The 22900-nt window shown below is 48.4% G+C and carries 4 protein-coding genes; 2 read left to right on the top strand and 2 right to left on the bottom strand.

Features of this window, described 5'->3' with window-relative positions:
• Positions 1-2 precede the first annotated feature (2 nt).
• Both R7H07_RS11585 and R7H07_RS11590 read right to left on the bottom strand, forming a co-directional pair.
• On the bottom strand, positions 3-1352 hold the full coding sequence (locus tag R7H07_RS11585; protein ID WP_053307833.1) for an HlyD family type I secretion periplasmic adaptor subunit: 1350 nt from the start codon (positions 1350-1352) through the stop codon (positions 3-5).
• Between the two features lie 9 nt (positions 1353-1361).
• Positions 1362-1730, bottom strand: coding sequence for a hypothetical protein (locus R7H07_RS11590; protein ID WP_025998718.1), 369 nt, complete (start codon positions 1728-1730; stop codon positions 1362-1364).
• A gap of 182 nt (positions 1731-1912) precedes the next feature.
• Here R7H07_RS11590 and R7H07_RS11595 point away from each other — a divergent pair, with 182 nt between their 5' ends.
• Together R7H07_RS11595 and R7H07_RS11600 are read left to right on the top strand one after the other, a co-directional pair.
• Entirely contained in the window at positions 1913-22312 is a 20400-nt protein-coding gene (locus R7H07_RS11595; RefSeq protein ID WP_206958929.1) for a tandem-95 repeat protein, read from the top strand.
• A 166-nt stretch (positions 22313-22478) separates the two neighbouring features.
• Positions 22479-22832, top strand: coding sequence for a hypothetical protein (locus tag R7H07_RS11600; protein WP_005375589.1), 354 nt, complete (start codon positions 22479-22481; stop codon positions 22830-22832).
• Positions 22833-22900: the final 68 nt, after the last annotated feature.

Genomic DNA, 22900 nt, shown 5'->3' on the forward strand with positions numbered 1-22900 from the left:
CATCACCTCTCATCGAATGCGTCTTCGATAGCCGACATAACCGGCTTCGCTGCGTATTCGATCACCCGGCGTGAACCTGTTTTCACGTCTGCGGTAAACTCCATATAAGGGGACAGCTTGTATTGTGTGCCTCCGCGCTCTAGATAGTTTTGACTGATTTGGATTTCCGCGAGATAGAATTCAGCGTCTTCTTCTTCATAAGAAGAACGGCTGATCGATGCAATTCGACCTTCCAAAAATCCGTATTTGGCAAAGTTGTAGGTATCCATCTTCACTTTGACCGCTTGTCCGATTTCTACAAAGCCCATGTCTTTACGCGGGATCTTCGCCTCTCCGTGAAGGGCGTTATTGATCGGTGCAATGTCCGCGATGCTTTCACCTGGCGGTATCACAGCGGAGCGGAAGTTGAAGTGCACTTTATCTACTACACCGTCAATAGGGGCGTAAACCACGAGGCGATCCACTTTATCTGAGTGTTGAGGACGTAATATACGTTTCAACTTTAAGTCCTTGTTTGCTTGAATGATTTGTGCTTGATACTCGGCATTACGATTCTCCACCAAGTCTCGGTACTGCTTCTCTAGTTTGTCGAGTTGGAAGCGCTCATTCATGACCGACTCATCAAGGTTTTCTATCTCACGCACCATGTTTGACTCTTGAACCTGCATATTCAGAACATCGACGTAAGACGCCATTTCCTCTTTGTACAAGGTGTTCTTAATATTGAGCTGCTTGCGTATCAAGGAGAGCTGGTTCTCGGAGCTTTTACGGCGCTTGAGCATTGAATCAATAAGCGAATTCTTATGTTGGATATCGTGAGTGATCAACTCTTCATTGGAACGGTTTTTAGAAAATTCTTGCTGCCAGGTATTCATGTTGACTTGCACTAATTCTGGGTAGTTTTCGATGTAGGCAGAAAAATCGGGTTCCACCATATCGCGCAGGCTTTCGTAACGAATCTTGTCTAGCTCTAGCTGAATGATCTCTGTGTTTACCGTATCGAGTTGAGTGTTTCTATCCAGAGAGCGAAGGCGTGCAATAGGCTGACCTTCGTAAACTACTTCGCCTTTGCGCACTAGCATTTCTTCTAGAATACCGCCTTCAAGGTGTTGCACTTTTTCGATGTCAGATTCGAGCAATAGCTCACCGCGCACCGACACCACAATGTCGATACGAGCCTGAGATGCCACGGCGATAGCCACCATGGAAAGCAAAAAGATAACCAGCAAGGTTTTGTGTACGCTGGTCATTGCACTGGCTAGCACGATTGTATCGTCTGTTGTTACCTTCGAAGCTTCGTTGTTCGAAACGAGCGCCTTTTTGAGGTGATGTTCTATTTGCTTATTACTCATGAGCCACCCCTACGATTCACTACCTGTGCGGCTATCGATTGAATTTTCGATTTTTAACAGCTGGCTAATTTGTTTGTTTACGTTGTTAAGCTCGGTTTTAACGTCCTCGATCAATTCATTAGGAGCAGGGAAATGGTGTTTGTTTAAGTGTTCAATCTTTGCCAATTTTGGTGGTAAGTCGTCATCACATAACAAGACGAGAATGGTCTTTAGTCTTTTTGAATAACATCTGAGTGCTTCAAAACGGTTTTGTTTATGCAGCATCTCAATATCAATCCCTGCGTCACTGAAATCTTGGTAAAAATCGCCTAATAGCAATTGCAGCCCTTTATGGCTGTTGTCGACTGAGCGCAACAGATTTGTCATATTTATCATTATCCCACCGCACTAATTGCTTTAATGACAACAAGTAAGGATCTTTATACTGGGTTTTCAAATTTTTTTGTTTTTATGGAACTCGAAAGGTATGAAAAAAGTTGTATAAAAAAGTTGGTTTCTAAAAATGGTGTCCTTTACTGCCTCTAAATACGATCAGTTAGCTAAAAGCAACGGAGGCTGTAATGGCAGGCGACACTAATCAAGAAAAAGACAATGAAAAGCTTAACGATGCGGTAGAGCAAACAGAAACGAAGGATACGGGGACAAAAGAAGAAAAACAGCAGTCGACCGTCTCTTCGACTGTAGCGACCGGTGCTGAAAGTGCAGATGCTGTTGATGAAGCCAATCGTGCGATGGAAGAAAATCCTAGTGGCGCGGGTACGGAAGAAGAAGCAGTGAGCTCGGGTGGCGCAGTTCAAGAAGAGGATACTGAAAGTAGCAGCGACTCTGACGCTACACAATCCAATGTTGTTGATAGTGTAGCTTCTAGCGGAGAATCAGGTGACCAGGCTCTGGGCAGCGGTGGTTCGGATTCTGGGGCGGGTGCCCAAGCGGTCGGTGGTGGTGATGCCTCTGGCTCTGAAGGTGGTTCGGACGCAGAAGGCAATGAAGCGCAAGGACAAGCGGTACAAACTTCATCTGCGCCAAGTGCTTCTTCAGACTCTGAAGGTTCTCAAGGTGGTGACGAGCTAGATTCAGAAACCACTGAAGAGAGCTTCGCGGTGGATGTACAAGACACCAGCGAAGAAACCACGACGCAAGTAGAAGACGATTTCGACTCCGAAACTACGAGCGAGACGTTCCAAATTAAAGTCGAAGGTGAAAATGACGCGCCAGAAGTAGGGCAAGATCTGGCATACATCATGGATGAAGATGGCACTATTACCTTCACTCAAGAACAACTTCTCGGGTACGCGAGTGATGTTGATGGCGATGATCTTGCCGCATTTAACGTGCAAGTGGGTGCTAATGCATCCGTTGTGGATAATGGTGATGGCACTTATACCGTCACACCTGAAGCTGATTTTAATGGTGAACTCGACTTAACGTTTGATATCAGTGATGGTCAAGAAACCATTTCTAGTTCGATTGATTTAACTGTTCGTCCAATCAATGACGCACCAGTGCCTGAAGATAAAACCTTTGAGATTGAAGAGGATGGCACTCTGATCTTCACCGATGCTGACCTGCTTGCTGGCGCAACGGATATTGAAGGCGATAACCTCACAGTTGAAGGTGTAAGTTACGATGGTGGCGACGGCATCCTGACCGATAACGGTAATGGGACTTACACTTTCGCGCCAAATGAAAACTTCAATGGCGATGTGAACTTCAGCTTTGATGTGTCCGACGGTACAGATACGGTTTCTGCCAACATTGATGTAAGCGTCACACCAGTCGATGACGCACCAGTATCTGGCAATCTTGCTTACTCGGTGGATGAAGATGGCTCGATTCGTTTGAGCCAAGAGCAGTTGTTGTCGCAAGCTTCCGATGTGGAAGGCGATGCACTGACGGCGTCTAACCTTTCGGTAGATGGCAATGCGACGGTGACTCAAAATGACGATGGTAGCTTCACCATCACGCCGGACGCAGATTTCAACGGTGATATCGACATCAGCTTCGATATTTCCGATGGCACGAACACCGTTCAAGCAACCGCTGATCTAACCGTTAACCCAATAAACGATTTGCCGGTTCCTCAAGACCAGCAGTTCAGCGTGGAAGAAGATGGCACGCTGATCTTTACGGACGCAGACCTGCTTACTGGCGCAACGGATATTGAAGGCGATAACCTAACAGTTGAAGGTGTGAGCTACGACGGTAGCGATGGCATCCTGACCGACAACGGCAATGGGACTTACACTTTTGCGCCAAATGAAAATTTCAATGGTGATGTGAACTTCAGCTTTGATGTATCCGATGGCACAGATACGGTTTCTGCCAACATTGATGTAAGCGTCACACCAGTCGATGATGCGCCAGTGTCTGGCAATCTTGCTTACTCGGTGGACGAAGATGGCTCGATTCGTTTGAGCCAAGAGCAGTTGTTGTCGCAAGCTTCCGATGTGGAAGGCGATGCACTGACGGCTTCTAACCTTTCGGTAAATGGCAACGCGACGGTGACTCAAAATGACGATGGTAGCTTCACCATCACGCCGGACGCAGATTTCAACGGTGATATCGACATTAGCTTTGATATCTCAGATGGCACGAATACCGTTCAAGCAACCGCTGACCTAACCGTTAATCCAATCAACGATCTGCCTGTTCCTCAAGATCAACAATTCAGTGTGGAAGAGGACGGCACACTGCAATTTACTGATGCGGATCTGCTTGCAGGTGCTACCGACATTGAAGGCGATGACCTTTCTGTAACGGGAATCAGCTATGAAGGCACCGACGGCGTTCTAACTGACAATGGCGATGGCACGTATAGCTTTGCGCCAAATGAGAACTTCAACGGTGATTTAAACTTCAGCTTCGACGTGTCTGATGGCACAGATACAGTTTCAGCGAATGTAGATGTGAGCGTTACGCCGGTGAATGATCCTCCGGTGGCTGGTTCAACGTCTTACACGGTTCACGAAGATAACTCTATTACCATTTCTGACGCGCAACTGTTGGCAAACTCTTCGGATTTAGAAGGGGATGTCTCGATTGATAGCGTGAGCTACTCTGGCAGCGATGGTGTGTTGCAAATCAATGGAGACGGTACGTACACCTTCTCTCCAAATGAAAACTTTAATGGTGAAGTGACGCTTGATGTTGTCGTCGCTGATGAAGAAGGCTCAACGGATGTCACCACTGCTGGCATTACGGTGCTGGAAGTGAATGATCCACCAGTCGCAGGACCAACTTCTTACACCATTGATGAAGATTCTGTTCTGACCTTTAGTGAGTCGCAAGTGCTGCTGAATGCCTCTGATGTGGAAGGCGACGTAGAGCTTGTTGGTATTAGATACGATGGTCCGGATGGCATTTTCACCGTTAACGATGATGGTACGTGCAGCTTCGCGCCAAACGAGAACTTTAACGGACAAGTTCAACTTGATGTGACCATTCGAGATGAGGATGGGGCAGAAGTTGATACCGTCATCAATGTGAATGTATTGCCAATCAATGATGCGCCAGTATCGGGTGATTTGGCTTACAGCGTTGATGAAGACGGTGCGATTACACTCAGCCAAGAGCAGCTTCTTTCTCAAGCGTCTGATATTGAGGGCGATGACCTGACTGCTAGCGATTTGACTGTCGATGGAAACGCAACCGTTACAGCGAACGATGATGGCAGCTTCACGATTACGCCAGATGCGGACTTTAATGGTGACATTGATATCCAATTCAACATTACGGATGGCACAGACACTATCCAAGCAACGGCGGATCTAACGGTTAATCCAGTTAACGATCTTCCTGTTCCTCAAGACCAGCAGTTCAGTGTTGAAGAAGATGGCACGCTTCAGTTTACCGATGCAGACTTGCTTGCTGGCGCGACCGATATCGATGGCGATAACTTAACGGTTGATGGCATTAGCTACACAGGCAGCGATGGTGTGCTGACTGACCACGGTGATGGTACTTACACCTTTGCACCAAATGAAAACTTCAACGGAGACGTCAGCTTTAGTTTTGGTGTTTCTGACGGTACTGAAACCGTACCAGCAAATGTGGACGTGAGCGTCACTCCAGTGAACGATCCTCCGGTTGCGGGTTCTACGTCTTACACGGTTGATGAAGACAACGCAATTACCATTTCCGACGAGCAGCTTCTGGCTAACTCTTCGGATGTGGAAGGCGCAGTGTCTATCGATAGCGTGACCTATTCAGGCACCGATGGCGTATTCCAAGACAACGGTGACGGCACTTACACCTTCATGCCGAATGAGAACTTCAGTGGTGATATCAGCCTTGATGTGATTGTGGCGGATGAGCAAGGTGCGATTGACGAAACGACCGCAGGCATTACGGTCATTGAAGTGAATGACCCTCCAGTTGCCGGTCCAACGTCTTACACGATTGATGAAGATTCAGTACTGACATTCAGTGAGTCACAAATTCTTGCCAACGCATCTGATATCGAGGGCGATGTAGAGCTTGTTGGCATCAGCTATGAAGGCTCGGATGGTATCTTTACCGTTAATGGCGATGGTACTTGTAGCTTTGCGCCAAACGAGAACTTCAATGGCCAAGTTCAGTTGGATGTGACCATTCAAGATGAGAATGGGGCAACCGTTGATACGCACATCAATGTCGATGTATTGCCAATCAACGATCCGCCAGTATCGGGTGATTTGGCTTACACCATCAACGAAGACAGCTCAATCACGCTAAGCCAAGAGCAGCTGCTTGCCAAAGCGGGCGATATTGATAGCGAGAACCTTGAAGCCATCAATCTATCGACAGATGACAACGCGACGATTCAATACAACGATGATGGCAGCTACACCATCACACCAGATGAAAACTACAATGGCGACCTAGATCTGACCTTCGATATCATTGATAACGATGGCGGCTCGGTACAAGTTGGTCTGGATATTACGGTTAATCCTGTGAATGACTTGCCACAAGCGCAAGATCAACAGTTCACGGTAGAAGAAGATGGCACCTTGCTGTTCACGGATGCAGACCTATTGGAAGGTGCATCGGATATTGATGGCGATGATCTGTCTATCGAAAACGTTCTCTACACAGGTGCGGATGGTGTACTTACCGACAATGGTGATGGCACTTATAGCTTTGCGCCGAATGAGAACTTCAACGGTGATGTTCAGTTCACATTCGATGTGTCTGACGGCACAGGTTCAACACCAGCATTCATTGATGTCAGCGTGACACCAGTGAACGATCCACCGGTTGCAGGTTCTACGTCTTACACGGTTCAAGAAGATGGTCAAATTACCATTAGTGACGAGCAGTTGTTAGCCAACTCTTCTGATGTGGAAGGCGATGTAGCCTTGGCGAATGTTAGCTACTCTGGTAACGACGGCAGCTTCGTGGACAACGGCGACGGCACATATACTTTCACACCAAATGAGAACTTTGACGGTAACATTTCGCTCGACGTGACGGTCATCGACCAAGATGGTGCAACGGATACGACAACCGCAGGCATCGATGTTATCGCGGTGAACGACGCACCAGAAACGTCAGGCATTCAAGCGGAGGTGGATGAAGATAACGCCATCACCATTACACAAGAACAGTTGCTTGCGAATGCGACAGATATTGAAGGTGATGAGCTTGTTGCCAGCAATCTACAAACCAATGACCCGGATGCGACGATCGTAGCCAACGATGATGGTTCATTCACGATTACGCATACGGAAAACTTCAATGGTGAGTTGGACTTCACTTACAACATCAGCGATGGCGAAAATGATGTTCTGACCACGTTGGCTCTGACCGTTAATCCTGTCAACGATGCGCCAGAAGCGGGCGACGAGATCTTTATTCAAGCAGAAGAAGACCAAACAGTGGGTGTTTCTCTGCGTGAAGAGCCTGCGTTACGTCTCGACCAAGCCCCTGAAAACGGCATCATCGAAGCAAATCTAAATGACGAATGGGTACAGCTAGAAGTCGGGCAGGAGGTTCCTGCAGACACGGAAGTGCGCTTCATTCCAAATGATGACGCATTGGCAAACGGTACGCATACGAGTCAAATTGGTACCTTTGATGACAACGCCAGCCTCGATGATTGGGGTACAGCTGTTGACCCTTACACACGTGAGTTTGTTGATGGCGATTTGAAAGTTACCGTTCAAAGTAATGACGACCCACTCGGTGCGTGGAATGGTAAAACACACATCGGTCACGGTATTGGCGATACTGACCGCCAAGGCTTGAGCGGTGATGAAAAACTGACTGTGACCGTTGAAGGCCAAGACATCAACGAAATCAGCTTCCACCTAGATGGTCTAGGCGGCTGGTTTATGGAAGAGTCTCGCCACTTTACGGAAGTCGAAATTCGCGCATTCAACTCCGATGGTGACTTGATCGACTCGATGACTTACCACAAAGAAGATCGTGGTAGCTATGAGACGGATTACACCCTAACGGTGAACGAGCCGGTGTCTTACTTTGAGCTAGGTACGATTCAAGGTAACGGTACATACGTGGTGCAAAACATGACGGTTTCGCAAACTTGTCATGATGAAGCGGTGTTCACATCTATTGGCGTGGACGGCACGGAAATCACGGAAACGGTAGAACTGAATATCCGAGAAGGTGACAGTGAAATCGAACTGACTGCTGATCTGCCAAATGTGACCATCGATACCGAAGGTTCTACGCAGTTTGCCTCTGTGGTTATCACAGAAGAACAGCTTTTAGCACAGGCGAGTGATATCGATAGTGACGTTCTTGATATTCAAAACCTTGAGCTGGTGGGGGATAACGCGGAGCACGCTACGTTAACCGACAACGGCGATGGTACATGGACAGTCACACCAGATGAGAACTTCTACGGTGAGATTGAGCTTGGCTACCAAGTCACGGATGGTGAGCTAACCGACGACAACATCATCAACATCAACTTCGAAGCAGTAAACGATGCGCCAATCGTTTCTGGTCCGATTGTGTTGTCGACTGATGAGGATGTGGGCATTACGTTTAGCGCGGATGATTTGCTTGCCAATGCAAGTGACGTGGAAGGCGATGCGCTGTCTATCTCTGATATCTCTTACAGCGGTGATAACGGTGAGCTTGTCGACAATGGCGACGGCACTTACACCTTTATGCCGAATGAAAACTTCAATGGTGAAGTCGACATCGATTACAAAGTCTTCGATGGCACCGATGAAGTCGATACCCATCTAGATCTGACCGTTATTCCGGTCAACGATGTGCCAGTTCCTGGTGCACCGCTGCATACTCAAATGCTAGAAAACGGCACCATCATCATCGAAGCAAAAGACCTGTTATCAGGTGCGACTGATGTGGATGGCGACATTCTACATATCGAGAATCTGCTGCTTGTTGACCAGTCACAAGGTACGTTGACAGACAACGGCGACAACACCTTTACCTTCGAGCCAACTTCGAACTTCTACGGTGAAGTGAACTTGACCTTCGACATCAGCGATGGTCAAGCAAGTGCACCAAGCACTGCGAAGATCGATGTTGAGATCGTCAACGAAGGTCCAGAGGTCAGCGGTCCTGTTGATGCGGTCGTCGATGAAGATGGCTCAATTACCATCACTCAAGAAGACTTGTTGGCGAACGCGACGGACGTGGATGGTGACAACCTTGAAGCGGTGAACCTGTCGACCAACGATCCTAATGCAACCATCGTTGAGAACGCTGATGGTAGCTTCACGATTACACCGAGCGAAAACTTCTTTGGTGAAATCGAATTTACTTATGACGTAACTGATGCGATTGAAACCGTCGCTGCGGATCTAAACCTCACCGTTAATCCAGTGAACGATCTGCCAGATGTACCTGATTTGTCCTTCACTACAGAAGACGGCGAAGCCATCACAATTACTGAAGCAGAGCTGCTGGCTCAAGCGACGGACATCGAAGGCGATGACTTATCTGTTGTGAACGTGACGAGCTTAAGCGATACGGTTCAAGTAACAGACAATGGCGATGGCACTTACACGTTAACGCCAGAGCAAGGCTTCTTTGGTAATGTTGACCTCACGTTTGATGTGAGCGATGGCACCGATGTGGTGGCGGCAAACATCGACTTGAAAGTTGAGTTCGTCAACGACGCACCAGAAGCAGCGCCAATCGTGGCAGACGTGGACGAGGATGGCTCTATCCTCGTGACACAAGAAATGCTGCTTGAAAACGCCAGCGATCAAGATGGTGATGACCTATACGCAACGGCACTAGAAACCAATGATCCGAATGCCTCTATCGTGGATAACGGTGACGGCACCTTTACCGTTACGCCTTCACAACACTTCAATGGAGACATCGAGTTTACTTATGAAGTGAGCGACGGTGAATTGAGTGTTGCCAATGAAATGACATTGACGGTGAACCCAGTCAATGACATTCCAATTGTTGCGCCTGGCATGTACCACATTGAAGAGGATGGCAGCATCCTGTTCACGCAAGAAGATCTGCTAAGTGGTGCGATTGATATTGATGGTGATGACCTCACTGTTACCAGCATTAACTACTCGGGTGATGAAGGTACTGTAACGGACAACGGTGACGGTACATTTAGCTTCGTACCAGAAGAGCACTTCAGTGGTGACTTGCAGTTCAGCTTTACGGTTTCTGACGGTACGGATGAAGTTGAGCAAGACATTAATGTCCATATCGAAGCCGTGGCAGATGCGCCAGACCTAGTCATCACTGATGGCGATGGTCGAAACGTGGATGATCAAGCGATCTTGGTTGAGCCAGGCGGCATTGTTGAAGTGAACATCGCTGCAGCATTGGTTGACCAAGACTTGTCAGAAACGCTGACTGTGACCGTTGATGGTGTTCCTGAAGGTTCGGTGATCAGCTACGACAACGAAGGGGTACTTAACGATCAAGACAACGGTATCACCAGTTTCAACGATACTGAAATCACGGTTACGTTTGAAGGTGAAACCGCGGGTTACCAAAACACAGCGGGTTACTACAAAGTCGATGAAGATGGCAACATCACTGGCGTTGAAGTGGTGTACGAAAATGCATCTCAAGTTGGCGGAGGTGGTGACCTAGTTCCTGGACAAGATCAATTCAGCTTCCAAATCTCGGAAGGGGAAAGCTTCAACCTATTCTTGATTCCTAACGGTCATAACTTCAATGACTTTGCGTCCATGCAAGATGGTCAGTACGAGTTCCGTGCAGCAGATGGCTCTCCTGCGAACATGGATACAGTTGACCCACAACTCGTGTTTGTGGGTGCTGATGGTTCTGAAACCGTGATTCAAAGCCAATTTGGTGATGCAGTCTTCCATGGCGGCACAAGCTCAGAGCTCAACCAAGATGGCATTGAACATACTCGAACTACTGTGAACGAAGACGGTGAACTGGTTTACGGCTTTGAAGATCTCTACGGTGGCGGCGATGCCGATTATAGTGACTTCAACTTCACCATTGATGTAGGTGAAGTGAACAGCCAGATCTACAGTGGTGAAGTAACAGTCGGTCCAGATGGTTCTGTAACGCTTCCAACCACAGCAATTGAACAAGAGCTACAGATTCAATTGCCAGAAGACTTTAACCAACAGCTAGAAATCAATGTAACGGCAACGGCGACAGAGCTATCAAATAATGATTCTGAAACCGTTTCTCAAACCATCTACGTCAATGCAACGGGTGCTCACATTGAACATACGCCTGAAGCATTGCCTGTTTCTGCTGTGGTTGAAGAAGATGGTTCAATCCTAATCACGCAAGAAGATTTGCTCGCTAATGCGCGTGACTTGGATGGAGACCAACTGACAGCACTGAACTTGGCAACGGATGATGAAAACATCACCATCACAGACAATGGTGACGGTACTTACACCTTAACGCCAGATGCGGACTTTAATGGTGACATCACCTTTACGTTCGATGTGTCTGACGGCGATGATGTTGTCTCAACCAACCTTGAGTTATTGGTGTCACCAGTTAACGATGCGCCTGAACCACAAGATCAAGCGTTCACCATTGGTGAAGATGGTGTGCTGACCTTTACTGATGCGGATCTGCTAACAGGCGCTACCGACATTGAAGGGGATGACCTCTCTGTTGAGGGCGTCACTTACACAGGCACGGACGGTGTTCTTACTGACAATGGTGATGGTACCTACAGCTTTGCACCGAACGAAAACTTCAATGGCGACGTAAACTTTACCTTCGATGTTTCTGATGGCACGGATACTGTGACCGCGAATATCGATGTAACAGTGACGCCAGAGAACGATCCACCGGTTGCAGGCAGCACGGCTTACACCGTTCATGAAGACAATTCGATTACCATCAGTGACGAACAGCTATTAGCGAACTCATCGGATATTGAAGGCGATGTATTGATTGATAGCGTGAGCTACAGCGGTAACGATGGTGTGCTGGAAATCAACGGTGATGGTACTTACACCTTCTCACCAAACGAGAACTTCAGCGGCGAGGTGAGCCTAGATGTTGTCGTTGTCGATGAAGATGGTGCAACGGATTCTACCACTGCTGGCATTACTGTGATTGAGGTTAATGACCCACCAATCGCAGGTCCTACTGCATACACTATCGATGAAGACCAAGTTCTGACCTTTAGTGAATCGCAAGTGCTACTGAATGCTTCGGATGTTGAAGGCGACGTTGAGCTAGTAGGCATCAGCTACGACGGTCCAGATGGCATCTTCTCAGTAAATGGCGATGGCACATGTAGCTTTGCACCGAATGAAAACTTCAACGGTCAAGTGCAGTTGGATGTAACCATCCGCGATGAAGACGGCGCAGAGGTCGATACTTACATCACGGTCGATGTCTTACCAATCAATGATGCACCAGTTTCGGGTAACTTGGCGTACAGCGTCGACGAAGACAACTCAATCACGTTGAGTCAAGAGCAGCTTCTTGCTCAAGCATCGGATGTGGAAGGTGATGTGCTGACTGCGTCTAACCTAGTGGTTGACGGTGATGCGACGGTTACGGCTAATGACGATGGTAGCTTCACTATCACGCCTGACGCGAACTTCAATGGCGACATTGATATCACGTTCGATATCAACGATGGCAGCGATACTATCGTTGCAACGGCGGACCTAACGGTTAACCCAGTTAATGACTTGCCGCAGCCTGAGGATCAAGCGTTCACCATTGGTGAAGATGGCGTGTTGACCTTCACTGATCAAGACCTGCTGGATGGCGCAACGGATATCGATGGCGATAATCTATCGGTTGAAGGTGTGTCTTACACTGGCGCAGATGGTGTCCTAACCGACAATGGCGATGGTACGTATAGCTTTGCACCGAATGAGAACTTCAATGGGGATGTGAACTTTACCTTCGATGTTTCTGATGGCACGGATACCGTGACCGCGAATATCGATGTGACAGTCACACCAGAGAACGATCCACCGGTAGCAGGCAGCACGTCTTACACGGTGCATGAAGATAATTCGATCACCATCAGTGACGAGCAGTTATTGGCAAATTCATCAGACGTCGAAGGAGATGTCTCGGTTGATAGCGTCAGCTACAGCGGCACAGATGGTGTGTTCCAAGACAATGGTGATGGTACGTACACCTTCTCGCCAAACGAGAACTTCAATGGCGAAGTGAGCCTAGATGTTGTCGTAGTCGATGAAGACGGTGCAACGGATTCAACTACCGCAGGTATTACAGTACTTGAGGTGAACGATCCACCAATTGCAGGCGCGACCAGCTACTCAGTGAACGAAGACGAAGTCATCACCATTAGCTCTGAGCAGTTATTGGCGAACGCTTCTGACGTTGAAGGTGAAGTTGCGATTGGTAGCGTAAGCTACAGCGGCTCTGACGGTATCTTTACTGATAACGGTGACGGCACATTCAGCTTCGCACCAAACGCCAACTTTGATGGCGATGTTAGCCTAGATGTTGTGGTTGTTGATGAAGACGGTGCAACTGCGGCAACTAACGCAAACATCGATGTATTGCCAATCAACGATGCGCCAGTATCGGGCAACTTGGCTTACAGTGTCGATGAAGACAATTCAATTACGCTAAGCCAAGAGCAGCTTCTTGCTAATGCATCGGATGTAGAAGGCGACGCGCTAACCGCATCTAACCTAGTGGTTGACGGTGATGCAACGGTCACGGCAAACGATGATGGCAGCTTCACCATCACGCCTGATGCGAACTTCAATGGTGACATTGATATCACGTTCGACATCAACGACGGCACCGACACTATTGTTGCAACGGCTGACCTAACGGTTAATCCAGTTAACGACCTACCACAACCAGAAGATCAAGCGTTCACCATTGGTGAAGATGGCGTCTTGCTGTTCACTGATGAAGATCTGCTTGATGGCGCAACGGATATCGATGGCGATGACCTATCGGTTGAAGGTGTGTCTTACACAGGTGCTGACGGTGTCCTAACTGACAATGGTGATGGCACTTACAGCTTCGCGCCAAACGAAAACTTCAATGGCGACGTGAACTTTACCTTCGATGTTTCTGATGGCACGGATACCGTGACCGCAAATATCGACGTAAGTGTGACGCCAGAGAACGATCCACCAGTGGCAGGCAGCACGTCTTACACGGTGCATGAAGATAATTCGATCACCATCAGTAACGAACAACTATTGGCTAACTCATCTGACGTCGAAGGCGAAGTAGCAATCGACAGCGTCAGCTACAGCGGCTCAGATGGCGTGTTCCAAGACAATGGTGATGGTACTTACACCTTCTCGCCAAACGAGAACTTCAATGGTGAAGTGAGCCTAGATGTTGTCGTGGTCGATGAAGACGGTGCGACGGATTCAACCACCGCAGGTATTACGGTACTTGAGGTGAACGATCCACCAATCGCAGGCGCGACCAGCTACTCAGTGAACGAAGACGAAGTCATCACCATTAGCTCTGAGCAGCTATTGGCGAATGCTTCTGATGTTGAAGGTGAGGTGGCGATTGATAGCGTCAGCTACAGCGGCTCTGACGGTATCTTTACTGACAACGGCGATGGCACATTCAGCTTCGCGCCAAACGAAAACTTCAACGGTGATGTTAGCCTAGATGTGGTCGTGATCGATGAAGATGGTGCAACGGTAGCAACCAATGCAAATATTGATGTATTGCCAATCAACGATGCTCCAGTATCAGGTGATTTGGCTTACAGCGTGGATGAAGATGGTTCTATCACCCTCAGCCAAGAGCAACTTCTTGCTCAAGCCGGCGACGTAGATGGCGACGACCTAACCGCATCCAACCTGACAGTTGATGGCAATGCGACCGTTGTTGCGAACGACGATGGCAGCTTCACTATCACACCGGATGCGGACTTCAATGGCGACATTGATCTGAGCTTCGACATTACGGACGGTGATGCAACCATTCAAGCCACTGCCGATCTGACTGTGAACCCAGTAAACGACCTACCAACGGTTGGTCAGCCACAGTTCGTCACGCAAGAAGACACCAGCTTCACCTTTACCGAAGAGCAACTGCTGCAAAATGCAGGTGATATCGATGGTGATAACCTAACGGTTGAGAACGTTGCTTCTGACAGTGGTACGTTAGTCGACAACGGTGACGGCACGTACACCTTCGCTCCGAATGAAAACTTCGATGGCAACGTGAACGTAACGTTTGATGTCAACGATGGAACCGCTACCGTGCCAGCAGAAGCGAACATTGATGTTCAATCTGTGGTTGATATGCCAGAGCTGTCGATTGCTTCAGACTTGGTGATTGCCTCTGATAACTTCGAGTCTGGCTCGAACGGTTGGAACGCGAACACCGAAAGTTCACAAGGCTTCGAAACGGGCGACATGCTGGGTCGTATTGGTGGCACTGGCGGTGATGAAACGGTCAGCAAAACCTACGAGATCCCAAGTGATGTTAATGAAGTGAATATATCGTTTAGCTTCTACGAAATCGATTCTTGGGATGGCGAGTCGTTCCAAATCTTTGTGGGTGGCGAACAGCTAACCACCTTGGAGAACTCCGCGTTCCGTACTCAAGATGGTACGACAACGCTATACGATTCTGACGGTAACGAAGTGGGTGAAGTGATCCACGGAGCCTCTCAACGTGAAGGCTTCAGTGGTTGGAATGACCAAGCTCACCAAATCAACCTGACGGTTCCTGTCGAGGATGGCGAACTGCAACTCGGCTTCGGTTCAACCTTGAATCAAGACGTTTGGGATGAATCGTTTGGTATCGACAACATCGAAATCACGGTAGCGGATGCGGATTACCAAATTATTGGTACCGAAGATACACCAGTGCCGCTTGATATCGATGCAGCGTTAAGCGATACCGATGGTTCAGAAAACCTCTCAATCTTGATTGAAGATGTGCCAGAAGGCAGCGCACTATCAGCGGGTGTCGATAATGGTGACGGCACTTGGTCACTACAACCAGGCGAGCTAGAAGGACTAGAGTTTATCCCTTCTGCGGACTTCAACGGCGATGTGACGCTAACCGTAAATGCAACCTCTACGGATGTGGATACAGGTACAACGGCGACAGCGACGCAAGATGTGACGATTCATATCTCGCCAACCAATGATGCACCAGAAGTAACGGGTGACATCACTGCAGTCACTGCCGAAGACAACAGCATTACGCTAACTCAAGAGCAGTTACTGGAGCACGCTGTTGATATCGATGGCGATGACTTAAGTGCAATCAACCTGAGCACCAATGATGAAAATGCAACGGTTGAAATGAACGAGGATGGCAGCTTCACCATTACTCCAAGCGAGAACTTCTACGGCGACATTGAGTTTAGTTACGATGTCACGGATGGCGAAGAAGTGGTTGCTGCTGGTCTTGACCTAACCGTGACACCAGTCAATGACGCTCCAGAGCCACAAGAGCAAGCGTTCACCGTGGGTGAGGACGGTCTTCTTACCTTTACAGATGCAGACCTATTAACAGGCGCGACGGATGTAGAAGGTGACAACCTAACAGTTGAAGGCGTGACTTACACTGGCGCGGACGGTGTCCTAACCGACAATGGTGATGGCACGTACAGCTTCGCGCCAAACGAAAACTTCAATGGCGACGTGAACTTCACCTTTGATGTTTCTGATGGCACGGATACCGTGACCGCAAATATCGATGTAAGCGTGACGCCAGAGAACGATCCACCGGTGGCAGGCAGCACGTCTTACACTGTGCATGAAGACAACTCGATCACCATCAGTGATGAGCAACTACTGGCTAATTCGTCTGATATCGAGGGTGATGTTGCGATCAGTAGCGTGAGTTACAGCGGTAACGACGGTGTGCTAGAAATTAATGGCGATGGTACTTACACCTTCTCACCAAACGAAAACTTTACAGGCGATGTTAGCCTAGATGTTGTCGTGGTTGACGAGGACGGCGCGGTTGATACAACAACAGCGGGTATTATCGTTCTTGAGGTGAACGATCCACCAATCGCAGGTACAACCAGTTACACCATTGATGAAGATGAAGTCATCACCATCAGTGCAGAACAGTTGTTGGCAAACTCTTCCGATATTGAAGGTGAGGTAGCACTAGATAGCGTGAGCTACAGTGGCAGCGAAGGTATCTTTACCGACAATGGTGATGGTACGTTCAGCTTTGCACCAAACCAAAACTTCAATGGTGAAGTGAACCTTGATGTTGTAGTCGTGGACGAAGATGGTGCGACCGCTTCGACGACGGCAAACATTGATGTTCTGCCAATCAATGATGCCCCAGTATCGGGTGACTTGGCTTACAGTGTCGACGAAGACAACTCAATCACGCTAAGCCAAGAGCAGCTTCTCGCTCAAGCAACGGATGTAGAAGGTGATGCACTAACCGCTTCCAACCTAGTGGTTGACGGTGATGCGACGGTTACGGCTAATGACGATGGTAGCTTTACCATTACGCCCGACGCGAACTTCAATGGCGACATTGATATCACGTTTGATATCAGTGATGGTTCTGACACCTTGGTCGCGACGGCAGATCTAACGGTTAATCCAGTTAACGACCTACCACAGCCAGAAGATCAAGCGTTCACCATTGGTGAAGATGGCGTGTTGACCTTTACTGATCAAGACCTGTTGGATGGTGCAACCGATATCGATGGCGATGACCTATCGGTAGAAGGTGTCACATACACTGGCGCGGACGGTGTTCTTACTGACAATGGCGATGGCACATACAGCTTCGCACCGAACGAAAACTTCAATGGCGACGTAAACTTTACCTTCGATGTTTCCGATGGCACGGACACCGTGACCGCGAATATCGATGTGAGTGTGACGCCAGAGAATGATCCACCAGTGGCAGGCAGCACGTCTTACACAGTGCATGAAGATAACTCGATCACCATCAGTGATGAACAGCTACTAGCGAACTCATCGGATATTGAAGGTGATGTATCGATTGATAGCGTGAGCTATAGCGGTAACGATGGTGTGCTGGAAATCAACGGTGATGGCACGTACACCTTCTCGCCAAACGAGAACTTCAATGGCGAAGTGAGCCTAGATGTTGTTGTAATCGACGAAGATGGCGCGACGGATTCAACTACCGCAGGTATCACGGTACTTGAGGTGAACGATCCGCCAATCGCAGGCACAACCAGTTACACCATTGATGAAGATGAAGTCATCACCATCAGTGCAGAACAGTTGTTGGCAAACTCTTCCGATATTGAAGGTGAGGTAGCACTAGATAGCGTGAGCTACAGTGGCAGCGAAGGTATCTTTACCGACAATGGTGATGGTACGTTCAGCTTTGCACCAAACCAAAACTTCAATGGTGAAGTGAACCTTGATGTTGTAGTCGTGGACGAAGATGGTGCGACCGCTTCGACGACGGCAAACATTGATGTTCTGCCAATCAATGATGCTCCAGTATCGGGTGACTTGGCTTACAGTGTCGACGAAGACAACTCAATCACGCTAAGCCAAGAACAATTGTTGGCACAAGCAACGGATGTAGAAGGTGATGCACTAACCGCTTCTAACCTAGTGGTTGACGGTGATGCGACGGTTACGGCTAATGACGATGGTAGCTTTACCATTACGCCTGACGCGAACTTTAATGGCGACATTGATATCACGTTCGATATCAACGATGGCAGCGATACTATCGTTGCAACGGCGGACCTAACGGTTAACCCAGTTAATGACTTGCCGCAGCCAGAAGATCAAGCGTTCACTATTGGTGAAGATGGTGTGTTGACCTTCACTGACCAAGATCTGCTTGATGGCGCAACGGATATTGATGGTGATGACCTATCGGTAGAAGGTGTCAATTACACTGGTGCCGATGGTGTCCTAACCGATAACGGTGATGGTACCTACAGCTTTGCTCCAAACGAGAACTTCAATGGTGATGTGAACTTTACCTTCGATGTTTCTGATGGCACGGATACCGTGACCGCAAATATCGACGTAAGCGTGACGCCAGAGAACGATCCTCCGGTTGCGGGCAGCACGTCTTACACAGTACATGAAGACAACTCGATCACCATCAGTGACGAGCAACTACTGGCTAATTCGTCGGATATTGAAGGCGACGTAGACATCAGTAGTGTGACTTACAGTGGCAACGATGGCGTCTTCCAAGACAATGGCGATGGTACGTACACCTTCTCTCCAAACGAGAACTTCAATGGCGAGGTCAGCCTAGACGTTGTGGTTGTCGATGAAGAGGGTGCGACAGACTCAACCACTGCGGGTATCACAGTACTTGAGGTGAACGATCCACCAATCGCAGGTGCGACAAGTTACTCTGTCAATGAAGACGAAGTCATTATCTTCACGGAAGAGCAACTGCTAGCGCAATCAAGCGATGTGGAAGGTGACGTGAGCCTAGAAAGCGTCTCTTACAGTGGTAGCGACGGCATTCTAACGGCGAATGACGATGGCACTTACAGCTTCGCACCAAATGAAAACTTCAACGGTGGCGTAAGTCTCGATGTGGTAGTCGCTGATGAAGACGGTGCAACTGCGACAACCAACGCGAACATTGATGTATTGCCAGTCAACGATGCTCCGGTATCTGGCGACTTGGCTTACAGCGTCGATGAAGACGGTTCAATCACATTGAGTCAAGAGCAGTTACTGGCTCAAGCGGGTGACGTAGACAGCGATAATCTAGAAGCAGTGAACTTAACCGCGGTAGCCAATGCAACCGTTGTTGAGAACCAAGATGGTAGCTTTACGATTACGCCTGATGCGAACTTCAATGGCGATATCGACCTAAGCTTCGACTTGATTGATAACGATGGTGCGAGCGTGGAAGTGGGCGTTGACCTAACGGTGAACCCAATTAACGATGCGCCGCAATCAACGCCAGTGAATATTGCTGGCACCGAAGATACCACCATTCTTATCACGCAGGATATGTTGCTTGCTAACGCGACAGACATCGACAACACCTACGATGAACTGTCTGCTGTCGACCTAGTGATTGATGAGCAATACGGTGACTTGCTAGACAACGGTGATGGTACTTGGTCATTCACTCCGGCTGAAAACTTCAATGGTGATGTGCCAATGTCGTTTGGCGTCAGCGATGGTGATTTAGTTACGCCGGTTGAAGGCAATCTAAACATCGAAGCGGTTAACGATGCACCAGAAGCGCCAACCATCCAGATGCAAGGCGAAGAAGATGTGGTCATGGTGATTGACCCTGCTTACATCGCTGATCAAGTTACGGATCTTGATGGTGACGAAATCAGCGTAGAAAGCATCACGGTTCGTGCTCCTGCAAACGCGACATTAACCCAGCAACCAGATGGTATGTACCACTTGGTGACCACTCAAGACTTCAATGGTTTGGTGGAACTGGGCTACACCGCGACGGATGGTGAAGAAGTGGTTGAAGGTTCGTTGAATGTGGATGTTATTCCAGTCAACGATGCTCCATTCAATGTGGGTAATGCCTTTATGGCAACCGACGAAGATGGCGCATTCACCTTCGACGCTGGCGACCTGATGAACTTGTTCGGCGATATCGATACTGAAAACCTAGTCGTATCACGCATTATCACCGCAGAAGGTGAAGATGGTGGTGAGGTAACAGACAACGGTGACGGTACTTGGACGTTCACACCGACTGGCGATTTTGCAGGGGTTTCTGACTTGCAAGTTGTGGTAAGTGACGGTGAGTTTGAAACAGTACTTGATGTACCAGTGTTTGTTCGCCCTGTTGCGGATGGCGCGGTCATCACAACCGACCATGATGGTCCGTTAGTCTTCGGTGAGGACGAAACGGGTCACCTAGGCTTGAATGTCGGTCTAATCGACGATTCAGAAACGCTAAGTAACCTAGTGATGACTGGTTTCCCTGTTGGCTTCGAAGTTACGGATGGTGTGAACACCATTACCATCACGGAACCGGGTCAATACATCGACTTGAACGAGTGGGATATCTCAGACCTGCAAATGACGCCTCCGGCTGACTTTAATGGCGAGTTCTTCGTAACCGTGACCGCAACAACGGTGGATTACGGTGATGAGCCAGAAGAGTTTGAAGATGGCATCGATTCAGGTGACTTCGAAACCCTAGCGGGTGAGCCAGTTATCCTAACCGCAGATGACCTAATCGGATTGGCAGAGAATGTGGACGCTGACGCGGGTGATGAAGTGAAATTCGTTCACCTAGCTGATCGCAGCCAAGGTGAGATTGTCGATAACGGTGATGGCACATGGACATTCAATCCAGCACCAGGCTTTACTGGTGAAGCGGATATCGCTTATGTGATTGATAAAGACGGTGTGCTTCATGATGAGCAAACGGGTGTGGTCGTGAAAGAAGATGCGCCACAAGAGAATGCTTCTCCAGAAATCGACAGTATTTCTACCACAGAAATGGCAGCGGATGGCACCTTGTCGTTCACCAATGATGACATGCTATCGACCTTGAGCGATGCAGAAGGCGACAGCTTGAGCATTGAGTCAGTGAGTCTAATGGAAGGTCAAGGTGTGATAGAGACCGATAACCAAGGTAACTACCAATTCACACCAGCAGAAGGCTACACCGGAGATGTTCAAGTTGGTTTCATTGCAACTGACGGTGAAAACCGCATTGAGAGCTTCTTTAATGTCGACATCCAAGGTGAAGGTGAAACCACAACCAGCGAAGGCTACGCACTGGCTGATGATGGCTCACTAACACTAACGGAAGCACAGTTGATTGATGAGCTTGGCATTAGCCCTTCAGCAGAAGTGTTGGATGTCGCCGATGCAAACGATGCTGGTTTCTTCGCGAAATCAGGTGATGAAGAGTGGACATACTGGCCGAATGATGACTTCGATGGCAATTTAGCTATGGATGTTCAGGTCAACGACAACGGTGAAGTATCGACTCAGAATCTGAGCATCCAAGTTGCGGACGATTCAGCGCAAAGCGACGAGCCACAAATCCAAACTGCTCAAGCATCATCAGAGCAGCAAGTCGGCGAAGCGCAACAGCCTGAAGAGCAAGCAGCAAACGGTGCAGACAGTGAAGATGAGAGCGCAGCTGATGTGACTGCAGCACCAGGCGATACCATTTCTATCTCGGTTCCAGATGAGGTCAGTGGTAACGAATCGGTGGATTATGCAGAAATGTCCGGTCTACCTGATGGTGCATCAGTAAGCAACGCACTGGATAATGGCGATGGCAGCTTCACATTAAGTGGCAACCTGAACCAACCAGTATCGGTTGACTTACCAGAAGGTTACGAAGGTACGAGCGAAATCCAATTCCAAGGTTACGACGAATTGGGCAACGCGGTAGAAGGTGCGAGTGGCACAGTTGAAGTTGAAGTCGATGATCAATACACCATGCAAGGTTCTGCTCAAGATCAGCAACCAGACATGGCGGGTATGGAATCTGGCGGCAGCGACTGGACAAGTGCGGGAGGTCAAGATCAAGGTGTCGACTTCACGGATGACTCTGGCAGCTTCGACTCGGATACTCAAACGGGTACTGACCAAGGCAACGATTTCGATCAAAGCTCAATGTAACCAGTCCTAGACAAGGGCAGTGTCATTGCTGCCCGAACCAAAGCCATGCAGAGCCTACTTTGCATGGCTTTTTTGTTGGGTTTCTTTCTATGAGCTTTAGAAAAAACTTGGAAATTGAAAAAAGTATTCTTAGCTAGTTAAAGAGTGGGTTACAAGGAGGAGCGATATGTACCGTTATGTCAGTTCGCCAAAAGCATCGAAGTACATAGTGCCACCACCACAGCATCGTGAGTTGTCGAGTATCGATGTGCCGGAGTCAGAACTAGAGATGCGTGAAATTCTGAACAATTGGTTTGCCGATGGATTGGCGCCCATCATTCAAAATGAAGACAATTACATCTCTGCTAATGAGCAACAGCGCTTTGAGCAACTCAGCCGTACGGTGGGCGTGCTACTGCGTAATAAAGATTACTACTTCGCCACCAAGCGGATTCTCTCGTTGTGGGAGCAAGACTGCTTAGAAACGACTTACGTTAATTATCTGATTTTACGTAGTGAGCGCATACCATACTTCGAATAAGTCCCATTTCTTAGCTTGAAATAGTCGTTTACATGGTTTTCTTAGTAACTTTTGATACCTGTATTTAA

The organism is Vibrio sp. Vb1127 (assembly GCF_033338735.1).
Taxonomy (GTDB): domain Bacteria; phylum Pseudomonadota; class Gammaproteobacteria; order Enterobacterales; family Vibrionaceae; genus Vibrio; species Vibrio alginolyticus.

Excerpts from the sequence above, each read along its gene's own strand:
- R7H07_RS11600 (WP_005375589.1), top strand. The coding sequence starts at position 22,479 with ATGTACCGTTATGTCAGTTCGCCAAAAGCATCGAAGTACATAGTGCCA.
- R7H07_RS11585 (WP_053307833.1), bottom strand. The coding sequence starts at position 1,352 with ATGAGTAATAAGCAAATAGAACATCACCTCAAAAAGGCGCTCGTTTCG.
- R7H07_RS11595 (WP_206958929.1), top strand. The coding sequence starts at position 1,913 with ATGGCAGGCGACACTAATCAAGAAAAAGACAATGAAAAGCTTAACGAT.